The organism is Burkholderia lata (genome assembly GCF_902499335.1).
In the GTDB taxonomy this organism is placed as follows: domain Bacteria; phylum Pseudomonadota; class Gammaproteobacteria; order Burkholderiales; family Burkholderiaceae; genus Burkholderia; species Burkholderia lata_B.
The window spans coordinates 58,697-81,089 of sequence record NZ_CABVQK010000013.1; the positions used below are offsets into that span (position 1 = coordinate 58,697).

Sequence of the window (22,393 nt, forward strand, 5' to 3'; positions counted from 1 at the left end):
AGCCCGGAGCGACATTTTTCGATCGTGATAACGCATGGTTATCGCGTGCTTTGAATGCGGTGGCGCGGTGTAGGATGGGAGCGTCGCCACTGCCGCCGCGCCCCGCCACGCCGTGAAACACCACCAGCTCCGGGCGCTCGCCGCCATCGCCGAACACGGCAGCCTGCGCGCGGCCGCACGCGCGATCCACCTGTCGCAGCCCGCATTGACGAAGGCGATCCGCGAACTCGAACTCGATCTCGGCGTGCCCCTCGTCACGCGCAATGCGCGCGGCGCGCAGCTCACGCGTTTCGGGCAGGCCGTCTATGCGCGCGCGCGGCTGATCCTCGCGGAGATGCAGCACGCGCGCGACGACGTGATCCAGTTGGCGGGGGGCAAGGAAGGCGCGCTCGCCTGCGCGCTGACGCCGCTGATGTCGCTCGGCTTCCTGCCGGCCGCGCTCGACGCGTTCCGGCAGCGGATGCCGACGATCCGCCTCGACGTGCGCGAAGGCTTTCTCGACACCGCGCTGCCGCGCCTGCGCGACGGCTCGCTCGACTTCGTGATCGCGATCGTCGACGCGACGCGGCTATCGCCCGAATTCACGTTCCGGCCGCTGCTCGAGTCGGAGCTGATCCTGATGACGCGCGCGAGCAATCCGCTGCGTCACTGCACATCGCTCGCGCAGCTGCAGGACGCGCAATGGATCCTCAACACGTCGCCGGAAAGCATCGGCCGACTGCTGCAGGACGTGTTCGTCGCGCACGGCTATCCGGCACCGCAGCCGATCGTCGAATGCACGTCGTTCAGCGCGGCGTTTTCGCTGTCCGTGCATACCGATACCGTGTCCTGCGTGCCGCAGAGCTTCATGGAGGTCGACTGGATTCGCGAGCGGATGGTTGCAATCGACATCGAGGAGACGATTCCGGCCGTGTCGGTCGGCGTGCTCACGCGCCGCGATGCACTGAACACGATTGCATGCGACTACCTGATCCACTGCTTCGTCGAGGCCGTGCGCCGGCACGATCGCGCGACGCTGCTGTGGCGATAGCGGCGCGGCACGCGTGACGCGTCGCCACAAGCCGCGTGGCGGCGCCGCTCAGACGAACAGCGCGATACACAGCGCGGCGCCGCACAGATACGTGCCGAGCGCGCCGACGAAACGCACCGGATTCGGGTTGGCCATCGTCGGCCACGCGAGCAATCCGATCACGAGCAGGCAGCGGCACGCGGTTGCCGCGACGATCAGCGCCAGGATCGCGCGCGACGGATCGTGCGCGCCGAAATAGAGAAACAGCACCGCGAGAAACGGCGCGTATTCGGCCGTGTTGCCGTGCGCACGCACGATCTTGTGCAACCCGTTCGCCGGATCGGCCGCACACCCGGAACCGGTGGTGCAGCGAAAGCGCGTGACGGACACGACGAGCCCGAGCCCGAACAGCAGCAGCCCGAGGATGGCCGTGCATACGAGCGCGACGGGATGGATCGGCATGGGACTCCCGGCGAAAGCGGAAATGCGCCGCACATCCGATGATCGTACCCGCGGCCGATACCCGCGGCTATCGCGGAAACCCGCAGCATCGCCGTGCGCCGGACACAATTTTACGGTCGGGTTCCGGCCCGAATTGTCACCCTGCCGCACCGCACGAAACCGGTGCATTGCCCGCCTGCCCGGCCATCCGGGCCTCCCCGCCGACCCGCCCGCCACACGGACGCCCCGGCACGAAACGCGCAAACGTTACGCATGCGACGGCATGCACCACCGCAACGCAACGCGGGTTACAGCGCGTCACAGGCACGCGCGTTGCGTCGACGCATCTCGGTAGTGAACGCCCTTGGCAGCCCGCTGCGGAGGACTACACTAATCCTTAATGGGGTGCGGCCGGAGCCCGCGCCTTCAGGGAGACGCCGCCATGAATCGGCCGCTGAATCGTATCCTGCCGCGCGTGACCGGTCCCGCATCGGTCTGGACGTGGGTCAAGTGGTCTTTGCTGGCCGCGCTGCTGATCGCCGTGGCGATCGTTGCGCGACTCGTGCAGAGCGAGATCGAGACGTCCCGGCTGCAGGCGCGCTACCTGTCCGAGCTCACCCGCGACGTCGGCTACACGGTCGAGACGGGCCCGAGCGATCACATCCGCTTCCCCGCCAACGGCCCGTACGACCAGCGCCTCGGCTACTCGATGATTCCGGCGTTCCAGGAGCGGCTGCTCGCGCGCGGCTTCGCCGTCGACAAGCAGGCGCGCGATTCGCAGCGGATGCTGTCGCTCGGCGATCGCGGCTTGTTCCTCCCGTTCGAAGAGAAGGACCAGGCGGGCCTGATGCTGTTCGACTCGACCGGCGCGCCGCTGTTCGCGACCGTGTTCCCGCAGCGCGTCTACGCCGACTTCGACATGGTGCCGCGCGTGGTCGTCGATTCGCTGCTGTTCATCGAGGATCGCTACCTGCTCGACGCGAACCAGCCGAACCGCAACCCGGCGATCGACTGGGGGCGCTTCGGCCGCGCGGTCGCCGACCAGGCGCTGCATGTCGTCAACCGCCATCAGGCGCGCCCGGGCGGCAGCACGCTCGCGACGCAGATCGAGAAGTTCCGCCATTCGCCCGAAGGCCGCACCGCGACGCCGCCCGAGAAGCTGCGGCAGATCGGGTCCGCGTCGGTGCGCGCGTACATGAACGGCCCGCAGACGATGCCCGCGCGCCGCACCATCGTCGTGCGCTACCTGAACTCGGTGCCGCTCGCCGCGCGGCCGCATATCGGCGAGATCACCGGTATCGGCGACGGTCTCGCCGCGTGGTACGGCCGCGACTTCAACGACGTGAACCGCATCCTGTCCGCGCCGACGACCGGCGACAACGTCGACGAACAGGGCAGGACGTTCCGCGAGGTGCTGTCGCTGATCATCGCGCAGCGCGCGCCGTCGTACTTCCTCAACCGCGGCTATCCGGCGCTGCAGAAGCTGACCGACAGCTACCTGCGGCTGCTGTCGAACGGCGGCGTGATCTCGCCCGCGCTGCGCGACGCCGCGCTTGCCGCGCAGATCGAACGCAGCGCGCCGCCGGCCGCCGCACACGTGCAGTCGTTCGTGTCGCGCAAGGCCGTGACGTCCGCGCGCGCGTCGCTGCTGTCGGCGCTCGGCATCAGCGACGTGTACCAGCTCGACCAGTTCGACCTGGAGGCAACCAGCACGCTCGACAACGGCGTGCAGCAGGCGGTCGCCGAGCGACTCGCGAAGGCGTCGACGCGGGACGGCGCGCAGGCCGCCGGCCTGTACGGTTTCGAGATGCTCTCGCCGAAGGACGACCCGGCGCACCTCACGTACAGCTTCACGCTGTACGAACGCCGCAACGGCGCGAACCTGCTGCGCGTGCAGACCGACAGCGTGAACGAGCCGTTCGACGTCAATCGCGGCGGCCGCATCAACCTCGGCTCGACCGCGAAGCTGCGTACGCTGATCACCTACCTGCAGATCGTGTCCGACCTGCATGCGCGCTACGCGAACCTGTCGAACGCGGAGCTGGCCCGCGTGAAGCCCGACCCGATCGACGGGCTGTCGCACTGGGCGCTCGACTACCTGTCGCATACGCGTGACCGCTCGCTGCAGGCGATGCTCGACGCGGCCGTCGAACGCAAGTATTCGGCGAGCCCGGACGTGTTCTACACGGGCGGCGGCGCGCAAGTATTCTCGAACTTCGAGAAGTCGGACAACGGCCGCATCCTGACGCTGCACACGGCATTCGAGCATTCGGTCAACCTCGTGTTCGTGCGGCTGATGCGCGACATCGTCCACTACGAGACGCTGCAGGCGGCCGGCCCGTCGTCGTCGTGGCTCGGCGACCCGGAGCAGCGCCGGCGTTACCTGCAGCAGTTCGTCGACGGCGAAAGCCAGGTCTACGTGAAGCGCTACTACACGCGCTTTGCGGGCAAGGCGCCCGACGATGCGCTCGCGCTGATGCTGAAGGACGTGCGCAAGTCGCCGCCGAAGATCGCGACGGTGCTGCGCAGCGTCGCGCCGAACGAATCGCTCGCGTGGTTCGACGCGCAGATGCGCGTGCAACTGAAGGGCACGCCGGCCGCGACGCTGTCCGACGACGACCTCGCCAGGCTCTACGCGAAGTACGCGATCGACCGCTTCAACCTCAACGATCGAGGCTATATCGCGAGCGTGCATCCGCTCGCGCTGTGGACGCTCAACTACCTGCGCGCGCACCCGAGTGCATCGCTCGCCGACGTCCAGCGCGAGAGCCGCGATGCGCGTTTCTACACGTACTCGTGGCTGTACAAGACGCGCTACCACGCGACCCAGGACCGCCGCATCCGCCGCATGGTCGAACTGCGCGCGTATGCGGAAATCACGAAGTCGTGGCGTGCGCTCGGCTACCCGTTCGCGGAAGTCACGCCGTCGTACGCGGCCGCGATCGGCGCATCGGGCGACCAGCCCGACGCACTCGCGAAACTGATCGGCCTGATCGCGAACGGCGGCCAGAAAGCGCCGACCGAGACGATCACGCGGCTCGACTTCGCGAAGGGCACGCCATACGAAACGCGCTTCGTGCGCGCGGCCGCGCAGCCGCACCAGATGCTGTCGCCGGAGATCGTCAACGTGGCGCATACGCTGCTGCGCGACGTCGTGCTCAGCGGCACCGCGCGCCGCCTCGCGGGCGGCTTCACGCTGCCCGACGGCAAGACGCTCGACGTGTACGGCAAGACGGGGACGGGCGACCAGCGCTTCAACGTCTATGCGCGCGGCGCGCGGCTGATCGAGTCGCGCAAGGTGAACCGCAGCGGCACGTTCGTGTTCGTGCTCGGCGACCGCTTCTTCGGGGTCCTGACCGCAACGGCGCACGAACCGTATGCGGCACGCTACGACTTCACGAGCGCGATGGCCGTGCAGTTGCTGAAGTCGATGGCGCCGGCGCTCGCGCCGCTGATCGAACGCCCGGCCGGCACCGGCAAGCGCGCCGCGGGCCCTGCCCCGCAGGCGGAAACGCCCGCGCCGGATGCGGCTACCGCGCAACCGTCCTGACGGCCGCGCGACCGTTCATGCGCCGGCGCGCCGCTCAATGCGAGCGGCCGTCGTAGTGCGTGACCGGCAGCGCGTCGATATCGACATCCTCGAGACAGCGCACGTTGATCGCGGCCATCGCGGTGCCGTTCGGGTGGACGCCCTCGCCGAACGCGTGAATCCCGCAGCGCTTGCAGAAGCGGTGCTTGATCACGTGCTTGTTGAACATGTAGGTGGCGAGATGTTCGTCGGGCGTGAGGAGTGTCATGTGATCGCGCGGCACGAACCACATCAGCGCGCCCTTGCGCTGGCAGATCGAGCAGTTGCACGCCATCACGCCCTGCAGGTCGCCTTCCGCCTCGAACTTCACGTCTCCGCAGTGACAGCTTCCGCGATAAAGCATGGTCGTCTCCCGGTGCGGCCCATGCGCATCGACGGCGCCCCGGCGGGACACCGTTGGCCAGGCCGATCCAAGCGGGTACAGTAGCGCGCACATACGCCGCACGCAATGTCCGTGTGGCGCCCGTCCCGACCCCGTCCAAACCAAGGAAAACCGTCATGCTCGAACTGCGCCCCGGCTGCGAATGCTGCGACAAGGACCTGCCGCCCGATTCGGCGGATGCACGCATCTGTACGTTCGAATGCACGTTCTGCGCGACCTGTGCCGACGACGTGTTGAAGGGCCGCTGCCCGAACTGCGGCGGCGACCTGGTCGTGCGTCCGCGGCGGCCGGCGAGCCTGCTCGCGAAATACCCGGCGTCGACCGAGCGCATCCACAAGCCGGGCGGCTGCGCGAACGCCTGACGGCGCCGCACCACCCGCCCGCGCCCGTCACGACATCTCGATCCGCGCGCGCGTCACCGCGAGCAGCGCCGCCATCGCGCGGCGTGCACCGTCCTCGTCACGCACGCGGATCGCGTCGCTGACGGCCGTGTGCTCGGCGAGCGACGCGTTGTACACGTCCGCGCGGCGCGCATTCAGATGCAGTTGTGCCTCGAGCGTGCGATCGATCAGCGTGCCGAGCGGCACCAGCAGCTCGTTGCCGCCGGCCTCGAGCACGCTCAGGTGAAAGCGCAGGTCGGCGCGCACCCATTCGTCGACGTTGCGCGCGGCGGCCATTGCGCACGCCGCGCCGTCGATCGCGGCGAACGTGTCCGGCGTATGCATGCGCGCGGCAAGCGCGGCCGCGAACGGCTCGACCATCTCGCGCATCTCCTGCAGCTTCAGCGCGAACGCGAGCGGCGGCGCGACACGCGCATACCAGTCGAGCAGGTCGGCATCGAGCAGGTTCCATACGCCGCGCGGCCGCACGCGCGTGCCGATCTTCGGCCGCGATTCGACGAGCCCCTTCGACGTGAGCGTACGCAGCGCCTCGCGCATCACCGTACGGCTCACGCCGTACATCTCCATCAGGTCGGGCTCCCTCGGCAGCAGCGACTCGGGCGGGTAGTCGCCGCGCAGGATCGCCGTGGCGAGCCGGAAGGCCGTCTGTCCATGCAGGTCGCGTCGAATGATCGTTCTCCGTTAAGCCGGTGCCCGGGCGTGCCGGCTGCCCACTATCTGCACAATAGTGCTACTAATACTATTTTTTATCGGTCTACGCTAGGATAACCGCGAAATCATGCGACCGTGCGCCGCGCCCGATTGCCCGCGCCGGTCTACCCCGGAGACTCGCATCGTGAAAATCACCCGCCTCGAAACCTTCGTCGTCCCGCCGCGCTGGCTGTTCCTCAAGATCGAAACCGACGAGGGCATCGTCGGCTGGGGCGAGCCGATCGTCGAAGGCCGCGCGCACACGGTCGAGGCGGCCGTGCAGGAGCTGGCCGACTACCTCGTCGGCCGCGATCCGCTGCTGATCGAGGATCACTGGCAGGTGATGTACCGCGCAGGCTTCTACCGCGGCGGCCCGATCATGATGAGCGCGATCGCGGGCGTCGACCAGGCGCTGTGGGACATCAAGGGCAAGCATCACGGCGTGCCCGTGCACGCGCTGCTCGGCGGCCAGGTACGCGATCGCATCAAGGTGTATTCGTGGATCGGCGGCGACCGCCCGAGCGACGTCGCGAACAATGCGCGCGCGGTGGTCGAGCGCGGCTTCAAGGCCGTGAAGATGAACGGCTCCGAGGAACTGCAGATCGTCGACACCTACGACAAGGTCGAACAGGTAATCGCGAACGTCGCGGCGGTGCGCGACGCGGTCGGCCCGCACGTCGGGATCGGCGTCGACTTCCACGGCCGCGTGCACAAGCCGATGGCGAAGGTGCTCGCGAAGGAACTCGACCCGTACAAGCTGATGTTCATCGAGGAGCCGGTGCTGTCGGAGAACGTCGAGGCGCTGCGCGACATCGTCAACCAGACCAATACGCCGATCGCGCTCGGCGAGCGGCTCTACTCGCGCTGGGATTTCAAGCACATCCTCGCGGGCGGCTACGTCGACATCATCCAGCCCGACGCGTCGCACGCGGGCGGCATCACCGAGTGCCGCAAGATCGCGACGCTCGCGGAGAGCTACGACGTCGCGCTCGCGCTGCACTGCCCGCTCGGCCCGATCGCGCTCGCCGCGTGCCTGCAGCTCGACGCGGTCAGCTACAACGCGTTCATCCAGGAACAGAGCCTCGGCATCCACTACAACCAGGGCAACGACCTGCTCGACTACCTGCGCAACCCCGAGGTGTTCCGCTACGAGGACGGCTTCGTCGCGATCCCGCAGGGCCCGGGGCTCGGCATCGACGTGAACGAGGAGAAGGTGCGCGAGATGGCGAAGACGGGCCATCGCTGGCGCAACCCGGTGTGGCGTCACGCGGACGGCAGCGTCGCCGAGTGGTGAGCGCGATGCGCAGCGCGCGGCTGCGGCCCGCGCGGTAAGTCTCGATTCGAGAACGGCTGCCCGACAGGCAGCCGTTTTTGCATGTGCGGTGCGACGCCCGGCACGCGCCGGGCGCGCGACGGCGGCCTTGCGCCGCGCCAGGCGTAACCTGCCGTCAGCCGATCGCCGCGAACCCCGGCACGCTGAACGACAGCACGGCGGCCGCGACGAACACGCCGATCATCGTCAGCGCTTCGAGATGCAGGATGTTGCGGAACGTGTGCGCATCCTCGGTCGACGCGGTGCGGCGCAGGCGCGGCAGCGCCGCGAAGCGGTTCAGGCCGCCGAGCACGAGCGCGAGCGCGACGAGCAGCAGCTTCAGCAGCAACACGCGCCCCCACGTGCTGCCGTCGAGCGGCGCGAGCGAACCGCCGAGCCCGCGGATCGCGTTGAGCGCGCCGGTGCCGAGCACGAAGACGACCGCGATGATCGACGTACGCGACAGGTGCTGGCCGATGCGGATCAGCGCGCCGCGCGCGACCGACGAGCCGAGCGCCGGCAGCACCGCGAGCCCGCCCGCGAGCACGAGGCCGCCCCACACGGCGGTTGCGAGCAGGTGCAGCGTCTGCACGCCGACCGCCGCGGACAGCGCGCCCGTATCGGCCGCATGGCCGAGCGACGCCTTGCCGGCCGCGACCACGATCACCGCGAGCCACAGCACCGCATGCGCGACCGGGCCGTCCGGCTTGGCCAGCGCGACGATCGCGAGCACCACCGCACCGGCGAACGCGACGCTCCACGCGAAGCCCGTATGCGTCTGCGTCAGCATGACGGGAATCGCGGCGAACGCGCCGCCGAGCCCCGCCCCGCTCATCGTCGCGGCCTCGTAGACGAGCCAGCCGAGATCCGCGAGCACCAGCGCCAGCGCCGCCGCGACCAGCGAATGTTGCGCGCGCAGCCACGCGGGATGCGACGGCGCAATGACCGGACGCGCACCGTCCTTGCCGAGCCATGCCTTGAGCAGCGCCGAGCCGACCGCCATCGCGAACGCGGCGTCCATCAGCGCCGCGAGCGCGACCTGACCGATCCACAAGCTGTCGAACTTCATCGCGCACACCCTCCCGAAAGCGGCAGGCCGACGGGGCGGCGGCAACAGGACGGACAGCGTGAGGAGGGCAACGGCACGGTAGAAAACGTCATCGATGAATCCGGAAACGGGAGAAATGACTGGACCTGCGGCGGAGGCGGCGCCGCGCGACCCGCGAGTGTACGGTCTTCGATGGTGAAAACGCACGCCGGTTCACACCGGTGCGTCGCAATGCGCGTCAAATTGTCGCAAGTCGCAAACGGACAGGAACCGCTGTCCTTTTGCCAAATAGCCGTCATTACCCATCGATGATAGAATGCCGCGTCGCAGCAGCCCGGCTGCCTTGCCGTCATGCGCCGAGCCGATCGTAGCCCGGACAGGTCCCCGTCGAATAAACATGGAGTCTCGTGTGTCTTCAAGACGCCTCTTCCGTCCGCTGCTCGCCGTTCTGATGTTCGGCAGCGCGGGCCTTATGAGCGCTGCCCAAGCGCAGACCAAGCCCACGGAGCAAGCGCACGCCCAGCAGGCGCCGCTCAAGGCACCCGATACCATGGCCGAGCGCGTGCGCGGCTGTACGGCCTGCCATGGCGTCCATGGCCAGGGCACGGACAACGACTACTTCCCGCGTCTTGCCGGCAAGCCCGCCGAGTACCTGTACAACCAGCTCGTCAACTTCCGTGACGGCCGGCGCAAGTACCCGCCGATGAACTACCTGCTGACGTACCTGAACGACGACTACCTGCGCGAGATGGCCGAGCACTTCTCGGCTGAACGCCCGCCGTACCCGGCGCCGGCGAAGCCGACGCTGCCGGCCGCGACGCTCGCGCGCGGCAAGCAACTCGTCACGCAAGGCGACCCGTCCCGCAAGCTGCCGGCCTGCGTGGCCTGCCACGGCGCGACGCTGACCGGCATGCAGCCGGCGATCCCGGGCCTGGTCGGCCTGCACGCCGATTACCTGAGCGCGCAGATCGGTGCATGGCGTTCGGGCAACCGTCACGCGAAGGCGCCCGATTGCATGCATGACGTCGCTTCGAAGCTTTCCGACGAAGACGTGACGGCCGTGACCGCGTGGCTCGCCGCGCAACCGGCGCCCGCCAACCCCGTGCCGGCTCCGGCGCGTTCGATGAAGACTCCGCTCGCCTGCGGCAGCGAACCGCAATAAGGCAAGGGAGACAGACACAATGAAACGCAAGTCCCTGTTTGCACTCTCGGCCGTCGCGATCGTCGCGGCTGCCGCCCTCGTGCCGGTCCTGTGGCCGGGCAACGACACGCTGCACGGCGCCGCTGCCGTCGCGGCCACGCCGGCCGACCAGGCCGCGCTGATCAAGAAGGGCGAATACCTCGCGCGCGTCGGCGACTGTATCGCGTGCCACACCGTGCGCGGCGGCAAGTCGTTCGCGGGCGGCCTGCCGATGGCGACGCCGTTCGGCACGATGTACACGCCGAACATCACGCCGGACGACAAGGACGGCATCGGCAAGTGGACGTCGGACGACTTCTACCGCGCGATGCACACCGGCCGTTCGAAGGACGGCAGCCTGCTCTACCCGGGCTTCCCGTTCGCGAGCTACACGAAGGTCACGCGCTCGGATTCGGACGCGATCTACGCATACCTGCGCTCGGTCGCGCCGGTGTCGGTGCCGAGCCGTCCGCATGAACTGAAGTTCCCGTTCAACAACCGCAACCTGCTGATCGGCTGGCGCACGCTGTTCTTCAAGGAAGGCGAGTACAAGCCGGATCCGACCAAGTCGGTCGAATGGAACCGCGGCGCGTACCTCGTCGAAGGCCTCGGCCACTGCTCGATGTGCCACACGTCGATCAACATGATGGGCGGCCCGGTGACGGGGTCGGCGTTCGCCGGCGGCCTGATCCCGCTGCAGAACTGGTACGCTCCGTCGCTGACGAACGACAAGGAACTCGGCCTCGGCGACTGGCACGTGCAGGAGCTGTCCGACCTGCTGCAGGCCGGCGTGTCGAACAAGGGCGCAGTGTTCGGCCCGATGGCCGACGTCGTGCACAACAGCCTGCAGTACATGAGCGACGAAGATACGCGCGCGATGTCGACGTACCTGAAGTCGATCCCGCAGAAGGCTGAAGCGCCGAAGAACATGCAGTACGAGCCGTCGAAGCAGTTCGGCAACGCGCTGTTCGATCAGGGCAAGAAGATCTACGCGGACAACTGCGCGACCTGCCACGCCGAAACCGGCGCAGGCAAGCCGCCGGCGTATCCGCCGCTCGCGGGCAACCACTCGATCATGATGGAATCGGCAGTCAACCCGATCCGCATGGTGCTGAATGGCGGCTATCCGCCGAGCACGTTCAAGAATCCGCGTCCGTACGGGATGCCGCCGTTCGCACAGTCGCTGTCGAACCAGGAAGTGGCGGCGGTTGTCACGTATATCCGGATGTCGTGGGGTAACAACGGTACGCCGATCTCGCCGCAACAGGTGAGCGACCTGCGTTCCGCGCCGCTCGACTAAGAAGCGGCGAACACAAACGGGGCGCGGCTGCGGGAAACCGCGGCCGCGCCCTTTTGCATTTTGCATTTTGCGATGTCACTCCCGCGCGGGCCGCGCGAGACGTCGCCGATCATAAAACTGAAGAGTGGTATCTATGTCTTTCGAATCTCTCGGCCTGGCCGAACCGCTGGTCAAGGCGGTCAACGAGCTCGGCTACACGTCGCCGACTCCGATCCAGCAGCAGGCGATCCCCGCCGTCCTCGGCGGCGGCGACCTGCTCGCCGGCGCGCAGACGGGCACCGGCAAGACCGCCGGCTTCACGCTGCCGATCCTGCAACGCCTGCATACGTTCTACGCGGAGCATCGTGGCGCGAAGCGCGCGGTGCGCGCGCTGATCCTCACGCCGACGCGCGAACTCGCCGCCCAGGTCGAGGAAAGCGTGCGTGCGTACAGCAAGTACCTGAAGCTGCGCTCGACCGTGATGTTCGGCGGCGTCAGCATCAATCCGCAGATCGATGCGCTCAAGCGCGGCGTCGACATCGTCGTCGCGACGCCGGGCCGCCTGCTCGACCACATGCAGCAGAAGACGATCGACCTGTCGGACCTCGACATCCTCGTGCTCGACGAAGCCGACCGGATGCTCGACATGGGCTTCATCCACGACATCAAGCGCGTGCTCGCGAAGCTGCCGCCGCAGCGTCAGAACCTGCTGTTCTCGGCCACCTTCTCCGATGAGATCAAGGCGCTTGCCGACAGCCTGCTCGACTCGCCGGCGCTGATCGAAGTCGCACGCCGCAACACGACCGCCGAAAGCGTCGCGCAGAAGATCCACCCGGTCGACCGCGACCGCAAGCGCGAACTGCTCACGCACCTGATCCGCGAACACAACTGGTTCCAGGTGCTCGTGTTCACGCGCACGAAGCACGGCGCGAACCGGCTTGCCGAGCAGTTGACGAAGGACGGCATCAGCGCGATGGCGATCCACGGCAACAAGAGCCAGTCGGCCCGCACGCGCGCGCTGGCGGAGTTCAAGAACAGCACGCTGCAGGTGCTCGTCGCGACCGATATCGCCGCGCGCGGGATCGACATCGACCAGTTGCCGCACGTCGTCAACTTCGACCTGCCGAACGTGCCGGAAGACTACGTGCACCGGATCGGCCGCACGGGCCGCGCGGGCGCGACCGGCGAAGCCGTGTCGCTCGTGTGCGTGGACGAAAAGCAGCTGCTGCGCGACATCGAGCGGCTGATCAAGCGCGAGATTCCACAGGAAGTGATCGCGGGCTTCGAACCCGATCCGAACGCGAAGCCGGAGCCTATCCAGCAGCGCCGCGGCCAGCAGCAGCCGCGCGGCGGTGGCGGTGGCGGCAATCGCCAGCCGCGCGCAGGCGGCTCGGGCCAGCCGGCCGCGAAACGCGACGGCAACGCACAACCGAAGGCGTCTCAGCAGAAGGCCGCGAAGCCGCGCACGCAAGGGCAAGGCGGCGCCGGCGGTACGGGTGGACGTCCGTCAGGTGGCGGCAACAGCGCACGCCCGGCAAACGGCAACGCCGCGCACCCGAACCGCAACCGTTCGTCGCGTAGCGGCCAGCGCGGTCACTGAAGCCGTGCGGCCGCGCGCCGCAGGTGCTCGACCTGGCGTTGCCAGCGCGCGAGCACCGCGGCGCGGTCCCCTTCCAGCGTGAACGTGACACCTGTCGCGAGTCGCGCATAGCCGACCCGCTGCGCATCGCCATGCGCGATCGTCGCAGCGAATCCGGCCAGTCCGCCGAAGTCTCCTTCGAGCGGCGCCATCGTCAATTGCGCCTGAAAGAACGCGCCGTCCGCGACGAGCGTCAACGCGGCCGTACGCCGTCGCCCGATCGCGCGCGCCGCACGCGATTGCGGCCAGAGCGCCAGCAGCAGCGTGCGCGCATCGTGCGCATAGATCTCGCCGACGCCGAGCAGCGTCGTGCGCAACTGGCCGTCGTCGGTCGCGACGATCAGCGATGCGGCGAAGTCGGCATGACGCTCGAGCGCGGTGCCGTCGAACAACGAAACGACGGCCGGCGGCCACGCATCGAACGTCCATTGTTCGAGCGCGTGGCGATGGGTATCGGTCATGATGGCGTGGCCCCGGTGGAAAGCGGATGAAGAACCCGCAGCATACGCGCGCCGGGCCGCGCCGCGGCGATCAGCGCAGGAACACGTGCCGCGTGATCTTGGTGAGCGGATAGTGGACGCCCGGCTGGATCTTCGCGGGCAGGTCGAGCGGCTTGAGCAGCATCTTCACGCACATGTCGGCCGACAGGTTGCGCCGCACGAGCTTGCTGATGCGCGCGACTCGTTCGCGGTTGTACTGGCTGTCGCCGACACGATCCGGGTAGCGGACCGCGAACACGTGGCGCAGCGCGATCTCGGAATCCTCGTTCTTGATTTCCATCACGCGGCGCGCCAGCGCGCCGAGCACCGCGAGCCGGCCATTGCCTTCGAGCTGGTTGTACTTCTTGAAGAACTTGAAGAAGTGCTTGTAGTGACGCACTTCGTCCGTGCGGATGTTGTCTGTGATTTCCTTCAGCACGGGCTCGTCCGAGCACTCGTTGATCGCGCGATAGAGCGTGGCCGTGCCTGTCTCGACGACGCAGCGCGCGACCATCTCGAGTGCGCGGGTCTTCTCGAACGCCTCGACCTTGCAGGTCTGCGAATACTCGGCGAAGAAATTCGCGAACGCGGTATCCCAGTCGAACTCCGGCCACACGTGCGCGATGTACGCCTTCAGCGCGCGCCCGTGCTGCAATTCTTCGTGCTCCCATGCATTGTTGAGCCATGCGGAGACTTCCGGATCGTCGTTGAAGAACTGGCTCAGATTGCTCGTGTAGAGATCCGAGCCGCTTTCGATGAACGACGACGCGCACAGCAGTAGCAACAGATCCTCGTTCGCGGCGGCACGCTGACGATCGATCCGGTTCAGGTCGATGTCCTCGATTCGCCACGGCATCACATGCGTCGTTTTGGTGTCCATGGTGGTGCGCTCCCAGTCGTCGCGCGGGGGCCGGCCCATGCCTTCGGCACTGGCGCCAACCGTCCCGCTGGCGGCGTTTTACTTGCGTTTATAGTGGATTGGTCCGGCCGAACCATGCTGGCATCTTAGCCGGACTTTGATGTTCGTGCTCCAGAGCACTGACCATAACCGACAAGCGCAGTTCCACGGCGTCTGTTGCCGTTCGTTAGACGAGTCCTTCAAACCGCTTGCGCCCGTTCGATGTTGCGGGCCGATGCAAACGAAACGGGCGGCCATTCGGCCGCCCGTGAAGCGCAGGAAAAACCGGCGAAAGCCGGTAGCAATCCGTCAGAAACCGGCCGCCAGACCGTCGCGCCGGCTGTCGCTCGCGGCCACGTAGCCGCGTTCGCGATCGTCGCGGTCGAGACGCCAGATGAACTGCCCCGAACCGAAATCCATGTAAGGATCGTCGATCGACTTGATCGTATGGCCGCGTGCGGCCAGCGCATCGACGGTCGCGCGATTCATCGTTGCTTCGACGTCGAGCGTGAAGTCGCGATTGACCTTCCAGCGCGGCGCATCGCAGGCGGCCTGCGGTTGCTGGCCATGGCCGAGCATCCGCACGACGGTCTGCAGATGGCCCTGCGGCTGCATGTCGCCGCCCATCACGCCGAAGCTCATCACGGCCTCGGTGCGGCCGTCGACCTCCTCGGTGACGAACGCCGGGATGATCGTGTGGAACGGCCGCTTGCCGCCCGCGACGACGTTCGGCGAAGCCGGGTCCATCGAGAAGCCGTGCCCGCGGTTCTGCAACGCGATGCCGGTGCCGGGCACGACGAGCCCCGAACCGAAGCCCATGTAGTTCGACTGGATGAAGCTCACCATCATCCCGCGCTCGTCGGCTGCCGACAGGTAGATCGTGCCGCCCGAATGCGGCCGGCCGGCGCCGAAGTGCGTCGCGCGCGCGGGATCGATCAGCTTCGCGCGTTCGGCGAGATACGCATCGTCGAGCATCTGTTCAGGCGTGACTTCCATCGCGCGCGGATCGGCGACGTAGCGATAGACATCGGCGAACGCGAGCTTCATCGCCTCGATCTGCAAATGCTGCGAGTCGGCCGAATCGACTGGCCATTCGGTCACGCCCGCGTGCTCGGCGATCCCGAGCGCGATCAGCGCGGCGATACCCTGCCCGTTCGGCGGAATCTCGTGAATCGTGTGACGGCCGAAGCGCTTGCCGATCGGCTCGACCCATTCCGGCCGGTAAGCGTGCAGGTCGGCTGCGGTCAGCGCGCCACCGCCTTCGCGGGAGAACGCGGCGATGCGCTCGGCGAGCGCGCCCTCGTAGAACGCGCGGGCGCCCTCCTTCGCGAGCGTGCGCAGCGTCTGCGCATGACCGGGCAGGCACACGCGCTCGCCCACCTGCGGTGCGCGGCCGTGCGGCATGAAGGTTTCCGCGAAACCCGGCAGCCCCTTGAGTTCCGGCACGGCGGCCGCCCACTTGTGCGCGACGATCGGCGGTACCGCATAGCCGCGCTCCGCGATCTCGATCGCCGGTTCGAGCAGGTCCGCGAACGGCAGCGAACCGAACTTCGCATGCAGCGCTTCCCAGCCCGCGATCACGCCCGGCACGGTGACGGTATCCCAGCCGCGCGTCGGCTTGTTCGCGAGGCCGTTGCCCGCCTCGCCGTGGCGCTTGCGGAAATAATCGACGTTCCACGCGGCCGGCGCGACGCCCGACGCGTTCAGCCCGGACAACCGCTCGCCGTCCCACACGAGCGCGAACGCGTCGCCGCCGAGCCCGCACGACACGGGCTCGACGACCGTGATCGCGGCTGCCGCGGCCAGCGCCGCGTCGACCGCATTGCCGCCCTTCCACAGCATCCGCAGCCCAGCCTGCGCGGCGAGCGGGTGCGACGTCGACACGACGTTGCGCGCGAACACCGGAATGCGGGTCGTCGGATACGGGTTGTGCCAGTTGAAGCCAGTCATCGGTTCCACCTCGTCGAAAGCTGAATGAACGCGCCGGACGCGCACGCACGTGCGCGGGCAATCCGCCATTGCAGCGCGATCAGCGCAATCGCACAAATTCATTTGTCACATGAATCAATGCAATTTCCGCATGAATGGCAGGCGACCCTGCGGGCCAGGCCGGCCTAACGCCGTTGCCGCCCTTACAATACCCGCTCCGTCTCACGACACGACCATCGAGCCATGACCCGAGATCCCCGCCTCACCCTCAACGCGCGTCAGCAGGAACTGCTCGAATGGGTGCAGCGCGACGGCTTCGTGACCGTCGACGATCTCGCCGCGCACTTCGCGGTGACGCCGCAGACGATCCGCCGCGACGTGAACTGGCTCGCCGACCTGAACCTGCTGCGCCGCTACCACGGCGGCGCCAGCCTGCCGACCAGCTCGGAGAACGTGTCGTACACCGCTCGCCAGCGGATGTTCCACGACGAGAAGCGGCGCATCGCGGCGCTCGCGGCATCGCACATTCCCGACCAGGCATCGCTGTTCATCAACCTCGGCACGACCACCGAGGAAGTCGCCCGCGCGCTGAACCGCCACCACGGGCTGCACGTGATCACGAACAACCTGAACGTCGCGTCGATGATGAGCGGCTATCCCGACTGCGAGGTGCTGATCACGGGCGGCATCGTGCGGCCATGGGACAAGGGGATCGTCGGCGAACTCGCGATCGACTTCATCCGCCAGTTCAAGGTCGACTACGCGATCATCGGCACGTCGGCGATCGAGGCCGACGGCACGCTGCGCGACTTCGACACGCGCGAAGTGCGCGTGGCCGAGGCGATCATGCAGCATGCGCGCACGGTCTATCTCGTCGCCGACCACTCGAAGGTCGGCCGCCCCGCGCTGGTGCGCCAGGGCCATCTGAGCCAGGTGCACGCGCTCTTCACCGACAAGCCGCTGCCGCCCGAGATGGCCGATGCCGTGGCGGCCGCCGGCACCCAGGTGTACGTCGCGGAGTGACGGCGCCGATGCTGCACCGCACCCGAAACTTCAAGTGAAATCAAGAAGTTGGCGTCGCAAGCAAACCGCTTGCGCGCGGTTCGGCTGTCAAAGGGAAAATTAACGGGGCACGATTTGTCGTTGCCTGCGTGCTCGACTAGACTCCAGTTCCCCGGCCCGTTTCGACCGTTCCGCCTGTGCCAGGGCGCGGACGAATGGCATGGCCGGCGCATGCAGCTTTTCCCCCCAAGCCATACCCCGATGGGTATCGCGCGTCGGCTTTTACGCCGGCCGCGCGGGCTGACTGGTCGCCATGGAGAGAACGATGCTGAGTCCGCATGAATTCGCCACGCTATTGCTTGTGAAGGACGCTCCCGATCAAACCCATATGGATCGGGACGAAATCGATGCACTGCTCGAACAGCAGCTCGTTCGCCTGGAAGGGCTCGGATCGGGGCGCAAATACTGCGTGACCGAAACCGGCGACGCCGCGCTGCGATCCATCAAATACCGCTATTCGTAAAACCACACCGTTCCTGACCTGACCGCGCCGCCCGGATTCCGGGCCGCGCGGCCGTTTCCGCTTCTCTCTCCGGCCCGCCGCGGCCTGCTTCAGCCGCCGCGCAGCGTCGGATCGACCGCCGCCCGCCAGCTGATGGCCTGTGCACGCGCCCCGTTGAAATACGCGATCCAGCCGGCACGCGCCGTCGCATCAGGCGCCACATAGTGCGTCGAAAGTTCGTTTACGAACGCACAATAGTTCGCTTCGGTCAGCCCGCGGTATCGTTTCGCCACGTACGCGTCGTACAGCGTCGAGTAGACCGGCTGCGCGTCCGCGCCCCAATCCCGCGCCGTGCCGCCGCATGACGTCTGCAGGTCGACGAACGACGGCGTGCGCCAGTTGCCGACGAGCGGCGGCATGCCGGCACTGCACCCCGCCAGAAGGACGGCGCACACGCCGGCCCACATCCCAATACGCATGATTCACCTCGCGAAACGGTCGATTCCGCCAGTATCGTCCGGGATCGCGCCGCGCGCTACTGGCCCCGCTTTATCGAACTTTACTTTTTCGATTTCGTTCGTTAAATTTCGAATTCGAACATTTCGTGTTCACCCAATTTCAACAGACGATAAGGACAGCAGGTGACCCAACCGAATCGCTACGATCTGCTCGTCGTCGGCGGCGGCATCAACGGCGCGGGCATCGCGCGCGATGCGGCCGGCCGCGGCCTGTCGGTCATGCTCTGCGAGCAGGACGACCTCGCGTCGCACACGTCGTCGTCCAGCACGAAGCTGATTCACGGCGGCCTGCGCTACCTCGAGTACAACGAGTTCGGGCTCGTGCGCAAGGCGCTGCAGGAGCGCGAGACGCTGCTGCGCGCGGCGCCGCACATCATGTGGCCGCTGCGCTTCGTGATGCCGCACATGCCGAACCTGCGTCCGGCCTGGCTGATCCGCATCGGCCTGTTCCTTTACGATCACCTCGCGAAACGCGAACTGCTGCCCGGCTCGCGCGGCATCGACATGCGCCGCCATGCGGCCGGCGCGCCGCTGATCGATTCGATCAAGCGCGGCTTCGTCTATTCGGACGGCTGGGTCGACGACGCGCGCCTCGTCGTGCTGAACGCGATGGACGCGAAGGAGCGCGGCGCCGAGATCCTGACGCGCACGAAGCTGGTATCCGCCGAGCGCCGCGGCGACGAATGGGAAGCGCGGCTGCAGCACGCCGACGGCTCGATCCGCGTCGTGCATGCGCGCGCGATCGCGAACGCGGCCGGCCCGTGGGTCGGCGAAGTGCTGAAAGGCGCGCTCGGCCGCGGCGCGCACCACAGCGTACGGCTCGTGAAGGGCAGCCACATCATCACGCGCCGCCTGTTCGATCACGACCACGCGTACATCTTCCAGAACCCGGACAAGCGGATCATCTTCGCGATTCCGTACGAACACGATTTCACGCTGATCGGCACGACCGACGTCGAATACACGAACGATCCCGCGAAGGTCGCGATCGATCGCGACGAGACGCAGTACCTGTGCGACTCGATCAACCGCTACTTCAAGCGCAAGATCTCGCCGGCCGACGTGCACTGGACCTACTCGGGCGTGCGCCCGCTGCTGGAAGACGAGAACGCCGCGAACGCATCGGCCGTCACGCGCGACTACCGCCTCGAGCTGGACGACGGCGCGGGCGCCCCGCTGCTGTCGGTGTTCGGCGGCAAGATCACGACGTTCCGCAAGCTCGCGGAAGAAGCCGGCGACATGCTGTGCCACGCGCTCGGCAGCGACGCGAAGACCTGGACGGCCGGCGTCGCGCTGCCGGGCGGCGACATCGCGAACGCGAAGTTCGACGCATTCGCCGACACGTTCGCCAAACGCCATGCGTGGCTGCCCGCCGCGCTCGCCCGCCGCTATGCACGCGCATACGGCACGCGCGCGGAGCGCGTGATCGACGGCGCGAAGTCGCTCGCCGATCTCGGCACCGAAATCGCACCGGGCATCCACGACGCCGAACTGCGCTACCTGCGCGACGCCGAATGGGCGACCTGCGCGCAGGACGTGCTGTGGCGCCGCTCGAAGCTCGGCCTGCACGTGACGCCGGGCACGCTCGACGCGGTGACCGCCGCGGTCGATGGGTGGTTTGCCGCCGCGCACGCGCCGCACGCCTGATCCGAATGCAGTTGCAGTTGCCGTACCGACGTTGACTCACCGACGCGCCGCCCCACATGCGGCGCGCATCACAACTAAGCCAAATCCACGGATGGAGATGAGAGACATGCAGGATCAGTACATCCTCGCGCTTGACCAGGGCACCACGAGTTCCCGCGCGATGCTGTTCGATCGCCAGGGCAATATCGTATCGATCGCCCAGAAAGAATTCGAGCAGATCTACCCGCAACCCGGCTGGGTCGAGCACGACCCGCAGGAAATCTGGTCGACGCAAGCCGGCGTCGCCGCGGAAGCCGTCACGCGCACGGGCCTGAACGGCACGTCGATCGCCGCGATCGGCATCACCAACCAGCGTGAAACCACGATCGTCTGGGATCGCGAGACCGGCCAGCCCGTCTACAACGCGATCGTCTGGCAGGATCGCCGCACGGCCGACTTCTGCGATTCGCTGAAAGCACAGGGCCTCGAGGCGAAGGTGCGCGCGAAGACCGGCCTGCCGATCGATTCGTACTTCTCCGGAACCAAGATCCGCTGGATCCTCGACAATGTGCCGGGCGCACGCGAGAAGGCCAAGCAGGGCAAGCTCGCGTTCGGCACCGTCGACAGCTGGCTCGTGTGGAACTTCACGAAGCACGAACTGCACGTGACCGACGTGACGAACGCGTCGCGCACGATGCTGTTCAACATCCACACGCGTGAGTGGGACAACGAACTGCTCGAGCTGCTCGACATCCCGCGCAGCATGCTGCCGGAAGTGAAGGCATCGTCGGAAATCTACGGCCACACGAAGACCACCGTGTTCGCGTCGAAGATCCCGCTCGCGGGCATCGCGGGCGACCAGCAGGCGGCGCTGTTCGGCCAGATGTGCACGCAGTCCGGCATGGTGAAGAACACCTACGGCACCGGCTGCTTCCTGATGATGAACACCGGCGACAAGCCGATCGAATCGAAGAACAACCTCGTCACGACGATCGCCTGGCAGATCGGCGACAACGTGCAGTACGCGCTGGAAGGCAGCATCTTCATCGCGGGCGCGGTGGTGCAGTGGCTGCGCGACGGCGTCGGCATCATCAAGTCGGCCGCTGAAATCGAAGCGCTCGCCGCAAGCGTGCCGCATACCGACGGCGTCTACCTGGTACCCGCGTTCGCCGGCCTCGGCGCACCGCACTGGAACGCGCGGGCGCGCGGCTCGGTGTTCGGCGTCACGCGCGGCACGACCTCCGCGCACCTCGCACGCGCGGCGCTCGATTCGATCGCGTACCAGTCGCTCGACGTGCTGGCCGCGATGGAAGCCGATTCGGGCATCAGCATCGGCGAGCTGCGCGTGGACGGCGGCGCGAGCGCGAACGACCTGCTGATGCAGTTCCAGGCGGACCTGCTCGGCGTCGACGCGGTACGTCCGCAGATCACCGAGACGACCGCGCTCGGCGCGGCCTACCTCGCGGGCCTCGCGATCGGCTACTGGAAGAGCCTCGACGACGTGCGCGACCAGTGGCAGCTCGATCGCCGCTTCTCGCCGTCGATGCCGAAGGAGCAGGTCGAACGCTGCATGTCGGGCTGGCAGCGTGCGGTGCGTGCCGCGAAGGCATGGGCCGACGACGCCCAGTAATCCCAAGAAATCCAGACGAAATACAACAACACCGGCGGACCGCGCAACGCGCGAGTCCGCGATGACATACGAGAGACAATCATGTCACCTTATATTGCAGAGTTCATCGGCACAGCGATCCTCGTGCTGCTCGGCAACGGCGCGGTCGCAAACGTGCTGCTTGCAAAGACCAAGGGCAAAGGCGCGGACCTGATCGTGATCGTGATGGGCTGGGCGATGGCCGTGTTCGTCGCGGTCTACGTGACCGCGTCGTTCAGCGGCGCGCACCTGAACCCGATCGTCACCATCAGTCTCGCGCTCGCGGGCAAGTTCGCGTGGTCGAAAGTCGGCGGCTACATCCTCGCGCAGATGCTCGGCGGGATGGCGGGCGCCTTGCTCGTGTGGCTCGCGTATCGCCAGCACTTCGCGAAGGAAGCCGATGCGGACCTGAAGCTCGCGGTGTTCTGCACGGCGCCCGCGATCCGCAGTGTCACGCACAACGTGCTGACCGAAGCGATCTGCACGTTCGTGCTGATCCTCGGCGTGCTGTACCTTGCATCGCCGCAGGTCGGCCTCGGCGCGCTCGACGCACTGCCCGTCGGCCTGCTCGTGCTTGGCATCGGCATCTCGCTCGGCGGCCCGACCGGCTATGCGATGAGCCCCGCACGCGACCTGTCGCCGCGCATCATGCACGCGCTGCTGCCGATCCCCGGCAAGCGCGACAGCGACTGGCGCTATGCATGGGTGCCCGTCGTCGGCCCGCTGCTGGGCGGCGCCGCGGCGGCCGGCCTGTACCTGCACCTGCACACGACGATCTGATCGTCGTTTGACCGAAGCGCGCGGCATTCATCGCCGCGCGC

20 protein-coding genes are annotated in these 22,393 nt (G+C 67.4%); 12 read left to right on the forward strand and 8 right to left on the reverse strand.

All coding sequences use genetic code 11. The features are described from left to right. Nucleotides 1-112: 112 nt before the first annotated feature. Nucleotides 113-1,030 (forward strand): LysR substrate-binding domain-containing protein, encoded by a 918-nt coding sequence (locus tag BCO18175_RS28795; RefSeq protein WP_174986064.1) that lies wholly within the window; start codon nt 113-115, stop codon nt 1,028-1,030. A gap of 48 nt (nt 1,031-1,078) precedes the next feature. On the opposite strand, the gene BCO18175_RS28800 is transcribed toward BCO18175_RS28795, so the two are convergent. Then, the gene (locus tag BCO18175_RS28800; RefSeq protein ID WP_174986066.1) at nt 1,079-1,471 is read right to left on the reverse strand and encodes an MAPEG family protein; all 393 of its coding nucleotides are present in this window, start codon (nt 1,469-1,471) and stop codon (nt 1,079-1,081) included. Nucleotides 1,472-1,892: 421 nt separating this feature from the next. Between BCO18175_RS28800 and BCO18175_RS28805 the strand changes: the two genes are divergently transcribed. Beyond that, the gene (locus BCO18175_RS28805; protein ID WP_174986068.1) at nt 1,893-5,000 is read left to right on the forward strand and encodes a transglycosylase domain-containing protein; all 3,108 of its coding nucleotides are present in this window, start codon (nt 1,893-1,895) and stop codon (nt 4,998-5,000) included. Between the two features lie 34 nt (nt 5,001-5,034). Here the strand turns inward: BCO18175_RS28805 and BCO18175_RS28810 are convergent, their stop codons facing one another. Next, on the reverse strand, nt 5,035-5,382 hold the full coding sequence (locus BCO18175_RS28810) for a GFA family protein (protein ID WP_174986069.1): 348 nt from the start codon (nt 5,380-5,382) through the stop codon (nt 5,035-5,037). 155 nt (nt 5,383-5,537) lie between these two features. Here BCO18175_RS28810 and BCO18175_RS28815 point away from each other — a divergent pair, with 155 nt between their 5' ends. After that, nucleotides 5,538-5,783, forward strand: coding sequence for a DUF1272 domain-containing protein (locus BCO18175_RS28815; protein WP_069248784.1), 246 nt, complete (start codon nt 5,538-5,540; stop codon nt 5,781-5,783). A gap of 27 nt (nt 5,784-5,810) precedes the next feature. On the opposite strand, the gene BCO18175_RS28820 is transcribed toward BCO18175_RS28815, so the two are convergent. Then, nucleotides 5,811-6,494, reverse strand: coding sequence for a FadR/GntR family transcriptional regulator (locus BCO18175_RS28820; RefSeq protein WP_174915441.1), 684 nt, complete (start codon nt 6,492-6,494; stop codon nt 5,811-5,813). Nucleotides 6,495-6,657: 163 nt separating this feature from the next. Here BCO18175_RS28820 and dgoD point away from each other — a divergent pair, with 163 nt between their 5' ends. Next, nucleotides 6,658-7,806, forward strand: a complete 1,149-nt coding sequence (gene dgoD / locus BCO18175_RS28825; protein ID WP_043190713.1) for a galactonate dehydratase — start codon at nt 6,658-6,660, stop codon at nt 7,804-7,806. Between the two features lie 154 nt (nt 7,807-7,960). Here the strand turns inward: dgoD and BCO18175_RS28830 are convergent, their stop codons facing one another. Then, nucleotides 7,961-8,893: a CopD family protein gene (locus BCO18175_RS28830; protein ID WP_174986072.1), complete on the reverse strand. Its 933-nt coding sequence runs from the start codon at nt 8,891-8,893 to the stop codon at nt 7,961-7,963. A gap of 376 nt (nt 8,894-9,269) precedes the next feature. Here BCO18175_RS28830 and BCO18175_RS28835 point away from each other — a divergent pair, with 376 nt between their 5' ends. From BCO18175_RS28835 to BCO18175_RS28845, 3 genes are all read left to right on the forward strand, one after another. After that, nucleotides 9,270-10,034: a c-type cytochrome gene (locus tag BCO18175_RS28835; RefSeq protein ID WP_041492946.1), complete on the forward strand. Its 765-nt coding sequence runs from the start codon at nt 9,270-9,272 to the stop codon at nt 10,032-10,034. 19 nt (nt 10,035-10,053) lie between these two features. Further along, entirely contained in the window at nt 10,054-11,352 is a 1,299-nt protein-coding gene (locus BCO18175_RS28840; protein WP_174986074.1) for a c-type cytochrome, read from the forward strand. Between the two features lie 133 nt (nt 11,353-11,485). After that, nucleotides 11,486-12,931, forward strand: a complete 1,446-nt coding sequence (locus BCO18175_RS28845) for a DEAD/DEAH box helicase (protein WP_174915359.1) — start codon at nt 11,486-11,488, stop codon at nt 12,929-12,931. Here the strand turns inward: BCO18175_RS28845 and BCO18175_RS28850 are convergent. The 3 genes from BCO18175_RS28850 to BCO18175_RS28860 form a co-directional block, all read right to left on the reverse strand. Next, a complete protein-coding gene (locus tag BCO18175_RS28850) occupies nt 12,925-13,431 on the reverse strand; it encodes a hypothetical protein (protein WP_174986076.1) in 507 nt (168 codons plus the stop codon). The genes BCO18175_RS28845 and BCO18175_RS28850 overlap by 7 nt on opposite strands. Nucleotides 13,432-13,501: 70 nt before the next feature. Next, nucleotides 13,502-14,329 carry a ferritin-like domain-containing protein gene (locus tag BCO18175_RS28855; protein WP_174915361.1) on the reverse strand — a complete coding sequence of 276 codons (828 nt, stop codon included), beginning with the start codon at nt 14,327-14,329 and terminating at the stop codon, nt 13,502-13,504. Nucleotides 14,330-14,656: 327 nt separating this feature from the next. Further along, nucleotides 14,657-16,297 carry a gamma-glutamyltransferase family protein gene (locus BCO18175_RS28860; RefSeq protein ID WP_174986078.1) on the reverse strand — a complete coding sequence of 547 codons (1,641 nt, stop codon included), beginning with the start codon at nt 16,295-16,297 and terminating at the stop codon, nt 14,657-14,659. Between the two features lie 222 nt (nt 16,298-16,519). Here BCO18175_RS28860 and BCO18175_RS28865 point away from each other — a divergent pair, with 222 nt between their 5' ends. Together BCO18175_RS28865 and BCO18175_RS28870 are read left to right on the forward strand one after the other, a co-directional pair. After that, on the forward strand, nt 16,520-17,299 hold the full coding sequence (locus tag BCO18175_RS28865; protein WP_048025981.1) for a DeoR/GlpR family DNA-binding transcription regulator: 780 nt from the start codon (nt 16,520-16,522) through the stop codon (nt 17,297-17,299). A 304-nt stretch (nt 17,300-17,603) separates the two neighbouring features. Continuing rightward, on the forward strand, nt 17,604-17,801 hold the full coding sequence (locus BCO18175_RS28870) for a hypothetical protein (protein WP_011353109.1): 198 nt from the start codon (nt 17,604-17,606) through the stop codon (nt 17,799-17,801). Nucleotides 17,802-17,890: 89 nt separating this feature from the next. On the opposite strand, the gene BCO18175_RS28875 is transcribed toward BCO18175_RS28870, so the two are convergent. After that, nucleotides 17,891-18,259 (reverse strand): hypothetical protein, encoded by a 369-nt coding sequence (locus BCO18175_RS28875; protein ID WP_174986080.1) that lies wholly within the window; start codon nt 18,257-18,259, stop codon nt 17,891-17,893. Between the two features lie 162 nt (nt 18,260-18,421). Between BCO18175_RS28875 and glpD the strand changes: the two genes are divergently transcribed. From glpD to BCO18175_RS28890, 3 genes are all read left to right on the forward strand, one after another. Beyond that, a complete protein-coding gene (glpD, locus tag BCO18175_RS28880; RefSeq protein ID WP_174986082.1) occupies nt 18,422-19,945 on the forward strand; it encodes a glycerol-3-phosphate dehydrogenase in 1,524 nt (507 codons plus the stop codon). 106 nt (nt 19,946-20,051) lie between these two features. Continuing rightward, nucleotides 20,052-21,554: a glycerol kinase GlpK gene (gene glpK, locus BCO18175_RS28885; protein WP_174986083.1), complete on the forward strand. Its 1,503-nt coding sequence runs from the start codon at nt 20,052-20,054 to the stop codon at nt 21,552-21,554. A gap of 81 nt (nt 21,555-21,635) precedes the next feature. Beyond that, on the forward strand, nt 21,636-22,352 hold the full coding sequence (locus BCO18175_RS28890; protein ID WP_059233266.1) for an MIP/aquaporin family protein: 717 nt from the start codon (nt 21,636-21,638) through the stop codon (nt 22,350-22,352). The last annotated feature ends 41 nt before the right edge of the window (nt 22,353-22,393 follow it).

What these genes read in the sequence shown, in the direction of transcription:
- BCO18175_RS28815 (WP_069248784.1), top strand. Translation starts at nt 5,538, where the DNA reads ATGCTCGAACTGCGCCCCGGCTGCGAATGCTGCGACAAGGACCTGCCG.
- BCO18175_RS28860 (WP_174986078.1), bottom strand. Translation starts at nt 16,297, where the DNA reads ATGACTGGCTTCAACTGGCACAACCCGTATCCGACGACCCGCATTCCG.
- BCO18175_RS28870 (WP_011353109.1), top strand. Translation starts at nt 17,604, where the DNA reads ATGCTGAGTCCGCATGAATTCGCCACGCTATTGCTTGTGAAGGACGCT.
- BCO18175_RS28890 (WP_059233266.1), top strand. Translation starts at nt 21,636, where the DNA reads ATGTCACCTTATATTGCAGAGTTCATCGGCACAGCGATCCTCGTGCTG.
- BCO18175_RS28840 (WP_174986074.1), top strand. Translation starts at nt 10,054, where the DNA reads ATGAAACGCAAGTCCCTGTTTGCACTCTCGGCCGTCGCGATCGTCGCG.
- BCO18175_RS28875 (WP_174986080.1), bottom strand. Translation starts at nt 18,259, where the DNA reads ATGCGTATTGGGATGTGGGCCGGCGTGTGCGCCGTCCTTCTGGCGGGG.
- BCO18175_RS28845 (WP_174915359.1), top strand. Translation starts at nt 11,486, where the DNA reads ATGTCTTTCGAATCTCTCGGCCTGGCCGAACCGCTGGTCAAGGCGGTC.
- BCO18175_RS28800 (WP_174986066.1), bottom strand. Translation starts at nt 1,471, where the DNA reads ATGCCGATCCATCCCGTCGCGCTCGTATGCACGGCCATCCTCGGGCTG.
- BCO18175_RS28810 (WP_174986069.1), bottom strand. Translation starts at nt 5,382, where the DNA reads ATGCTTTATCGCGGAAGCTGTCACTGCGGAGACGTGAAGTTCGAGGCG.
- BCO18175_RS28855 (WP_174915361.1), bottom strand. Translation starts at nt 14,329, where the DNA reads ATGGACACCAAAACGACGCATGTGATGCCGTGGCGAATCGAGGACATC.
- BCO18175_RS28830 (WP_174986072.1), bottom strand. Translation starts at nt 8,893, where the DNA reads ATGAAGTTCGACAGCTTGTGGATCGGTCAGGTCGCGCTCGCGGCGCTG.
- BCO18175_RS28835 (WP_041492946.1), top strand. Translation starts at nt 9,270, where the DNA reads ATGGAGTCTCGTGTGTCTTCAAGACGCCTCTTCCGTCCGCTGCTCGCC.
- BCO18175_RS28805 (WP_174986068.1), top strand. Translation starts at nt 1,893, where the DNA reads ATGAATCGGCCGCTGAATCGTATCCTGCCGCGCGTGACCGGTCCCGCA.
- glpK (WP_174986083.1), top strand. Translation starts at nt 20,052, where the DNA reads ATGCAGGATCAGTACATCCTCGCGCTTGACCAGGGCACCACGAGTTCC.
- BCO18175_RS28865 (WP_048025981.1), top strand. Translation starts at nt 16,520, where the DNA reads ATGACCCGAGATCCCCGCCTCACCCTCAACGCGCGTCAGCAGGAACTG.
- BCO18175_RS28850 (WP_174986076.1), bottom strand. Translation starts at nt 13,431, where the DNA reads ATGACCGATACCCATCGCCACGCGCTCGAACAATGGACGTTCGATGCG.